Below are 293 nucleotides of genomic sequence, written 5' to 3'. Positions count from 1 at the left end.
TCCTGCACGACCCACCATTCTTTCTCCACGAAAGAATTAAAACTTTTAGTGGGCGATTAGCTCAGTTGGGAGAGCACCTGCCTTACAAGCAGGGGGTCACTGGTTCGAGCCCGGTATCGCCCACCATTCTCTAAATATTCTTGGAAGTTAAATCTCCAAACCACTTCTTATGTCGCTGGTTGGATTTTTCGACTGTGAGAGTCTTTAGAAAATGAACTTCACAAGAAGTCTCATTGCTCTTTAACAATTTGGAAAGCTGACTGATTGATTACTTACGAGTAATTCAATCAAAT

General features: G+C 42.0%; 1 tRNA gene. It reads left to right on the top strand.

The features are described from left to right. The first annotated feature begins 50 nt into the window (after positions 1 to 50). A tRNA-Val gene (locus AB4507_RS22820) sits at positions 51 to 126 on the top strand. The last annotated feature ends 167 nt before the right edge of the window (positions 127 to 293 follow it).

Source organism: Vibrio sp. 10N.222.54.A3, assembly GCF_041474095.1.
Classification (GTDB): Bacteria; Pseudomonadota; Gammaproteobacteria; order Enterobacterales; family Vibrionaceae; genus Vibrio; species Vibrio crassostreae_C.
Note: the sequence above shows the minus strand (reverse complement) of the source record. Positions and strands in the feature narration are given on the sequence as shown.